General features: G+C 65.4%; 3 protein-coding genes. 1 reads left to right on the top strand and 2 read right to left on the bottom strand.

Annotated elements, in window-relative coordinates:
* Nucleotides 1-234: 234 nt before the first annotated feature.
* On the bottom strand, nt 235-798 hold the full coding sequence (gene pyrE, locus AC1VNY_RS42300; RefSeq protein ID WP_018269561.1) for an orotate phosphoribosyltransferase: 564 nt from the start codon (nt 796-798) through the stop codon (nt 235-237).
* A 214-nt stretch (nt 799-1,012) separates the two neighbouring features.
* Between pyrE and AC1VNY_RS42295 the strand changes: the two genes are divergently transcribed.
* Complete coding sequence (locus AC1VNY_RS42295; protein WP_482409639.1) at nt 1,013-1,639, top strand: glutathione S-transferase family protein; 627 nt, start codon at nt 1,013-1,015, stop codon at nt 1,637-1,639.
* A gap of 250 nt (nt 1,640-1,889) precedes the next feature.
* Here AC1VNY_RS42295 and AC1VNY_RS42290 read toward each other — a convergent pair whose 3' ends face one another.
* Nucleotides 1,890-2,525 carry a LysE family translocator gene (locus AC1VNY_RS42290; protein ID WP_092078615.1) on the bottom strand — a complete coding sequence of 212 codons (636 nt, stop codon included), beginning with the start codon at nt 2,523-2,525 and terminating at the stop codon, nt 1,890-1,892.
* Nucleotides 2,526-2,656 lie beyond the last annotated feature (131 nt).

Genomic DNA, 2,656 nt, shown 5'->3' with positions numbered 1-2,656 from the left:
GGGTTAGGGTGGGGGCTCTCTCCGCGATGGGACTCGTGGAAAGAGCCCCCACCCGGATCGCATCTGACGATGCGATCCGGCCTCCCCCGCAAGCGGGAGAGGCGAAGCGAGCTCGCGGATCGATCCAGTACAGGTCTCTCAACAGATGTAAGCGGGGAGAGAGCCCCAACCCTTTAAGAGCGAGCTTCGCTCGTCTCGCCCCCGCAAGAGCGGGGCGAGGGAGAAGAGAGACCCTCAATCCTTCAGGAACTCGCCCGCCTTGTACAGCGCGCGGAACGGCAAGCCGGCTTCGGCAAACGTCTCGGTCGCGCCTTCCTCGCGGTCGACCATGGTGAAGACCAGCGCGATCTCGCCGCCGGCCTCGCGCACGGCTTCCACCGCCTTCAGCGCCGAGCCGCCTGTCGTGGTGACGTCCTCGACGATGACGATGCGCTTGCCCGCAAGGCTCTCGCCCTTGGCAAGCCCTTCGACGGAAAGCTTCGCGCCATGCTCCTTCGGCTTCTTGCGCACGAAGAACGCCGCGATCGGGTGTCCCTTCAGCCAGGACAGCTGCGCGATCGCACCGGCGAGCGGCACCGCGCCCATTTCGAGCCCGCCGACGAAATCGAGCTTGTCGTCCTTCAGCGCTTCATAGGTGAGCTCGGCAAGCAGCGCCGCGCCCTCGGGATCGAGCATCGTCGGCTTCAGGTTGAAATAGAAGTCGCTCTTGCGGCCCGACGCCAGCGTGATCTCGCCGCGGCCGAACGAACGCTTGCGGATGATCTCGGCGAGGCGGGCGCGGGAGGCTGATTTGGACAAAGACTTTTTCCCTTGAGGGTTTGAGGCGGGCGGCAATCTATCCACGCTTACCGGCACATTCCAGCGCGGAAATTCCGCCGTCAACAGTGCCCAAGCCGCGATTTCCGCGGGCGTGCTTTCCGGAAAGCGCGGTTGTGCGGCCGTTCCGTTCCCCGTAAGCAGGCGCCAAAGACTCGGCCAAACACTTGCCCAAACACTTGCACGGGAAGCGGAAATGACCATCGAGCTGCACACCTGGAACACCCCCAACGGCCGCAAGATCTCGGTGGCGCTGGAGGAAATGGGGCTGCCCTACAAGGTGATCCCGGTGAACATCAGCAAGGGCGAACAGATGGCGCCCGCCTTCCTCGCGATCAGCCCGAACAACAAGATCCCGGCGATCGTCGATCCGGATGGGCCGGGCGGCAAACCGGTCAGCATCTTCGAGTCCGGCGCGATCCTGCTCTATCTCGGCGAGAAGACCGGCAAGTTCCTGCCGAAGCCGCTGGCGGAGCGGATCCCGGTCTATGAGTGGCTGATGTGGCAGATGGGCGGCTTCGGTCCGATGCCGGGCCAGGTGCACCATTTCATCGCGCTGGAGAACGAGCAGGACCGCGCCTACGGCCTGAAGCGCTACATGGCCGAGACGCGGCGGCTCTACGGCGTGCTGGATCGCCGGCTTGATGGCCGCGAATTCGTCGCCGGCGATCTGTCGGTCGCCGATTTCGCCATCCTCGGCTGGGCCTGGCGCCATCCGCGCCACAAGGTCGATCTGGCCGACTTCCCCAACGTCAAGCGCTGGTACGAGACGCTGATGGCCCGCCCGGCGACGAAGCGGGGAATGGACGCGAAGCTGGATTGAGGGTTGCTGAACCGTAGGATGGGTAGAGCGAAGCGAAACCCATCGCTTCGAATTCGCGGCGGCCATGATGGGTTTCGCTGCGCTCTACCCATCCTACGCGCTTACTTCCCTTCTCCCCTGGTGGGAGAAGGTGGCGCGAAGCGCCGGATGAGGGGTTGGCCCCGCGGACGGACCCGTGGAAACAACCCTTCACCCGGCTTCGATGCGAAGCATCGAAGCCACCCTCTCCCACAAGGGGAGAGGGTAGTCGCTAGGCCCGCCGCGCCTCGAGCGCCATCTTCATCGCCAGTCCCGCCAGCACGGTGCCCATCAGCCAGCGCTGCACCAGCAGCCAGGTCGGGCGGGTGCCGAGGAACACCGCGATCGAACCGGCGGCGAGGGCGATCATCGCGTTGACGCTGACGCTGATCACGATCTGGATCGAGCCGAGCGCGAGCGACTGCGTCAGCACGCTGCCGCCGGCGGGATCGATGAACTGCGGCAGCAGCGCCAGATAAAGCATCGCGATCTTCGGGTTCAGCAGATTGGTGACGAAGCCCATCGCGAACAATTTGCGCGGGCCGTCGACCTTCAGCGCCTTGACCTGGAACGGCGACCGGCCGCCAGGCTTCAATGCCTGCCACGCCAGCCAGAGCAGATAGCCCGCGCCGGCAAAGCGCAGCGCGTCATAGGCGTAGGGAATCGCAAACAGCAACGCGGTGATGCCGAACGCCGCGCACAGCATGTAGAACACGAAGCCGAGCGCCACGCCGCCGAGCGAGACGATGCCGGCCGCCGGCCCCTGCGTGATCGAGCGCGAGATCAGATAGATCATGTTCGGCCCCGGCGTCAGCACCATGCCGAGGCAGATGAGCGCAAAGCCGAGCAAAGCGGATGTGTGGGGCATGACGGGTCTCGCGAGGGGATGCACGCACTTCTAGCGTCTCGTCCGCGGCGCGGCCATCTCGGAATTGCTCTCGGAGCAATGTCGCGGCGGCAGTGGCGCAAGGGCTCCCTCTCCCGCTTGCGGGGGAGGGC

Source organism: Bradyrhizobium ferriligni, from assembly GCF_056837965.1.
Note: the sequence above shows the minus strand (reverse complement) of the source record. Positions and strands in the feature narration are given on the sequence as shown.

Excerpts from the sequence above, each read along its gene's own strand:
- AC1VNY_RS42295 (WP_482409639.1), top strand. The coding sequence starts at position 1,013 with ATGACCATCGAGCTGCACACCTGGAACACCCCCAACGGCCGCAAGATC.
- AC1VNY_RS42290 (WP_092078615.1), bottom strand. The coding sequence starts at position 2,525 with ATGCCCCACACATCCGCTTTGCTCGGCTTTGCGCTCATCTGCCTCGGC.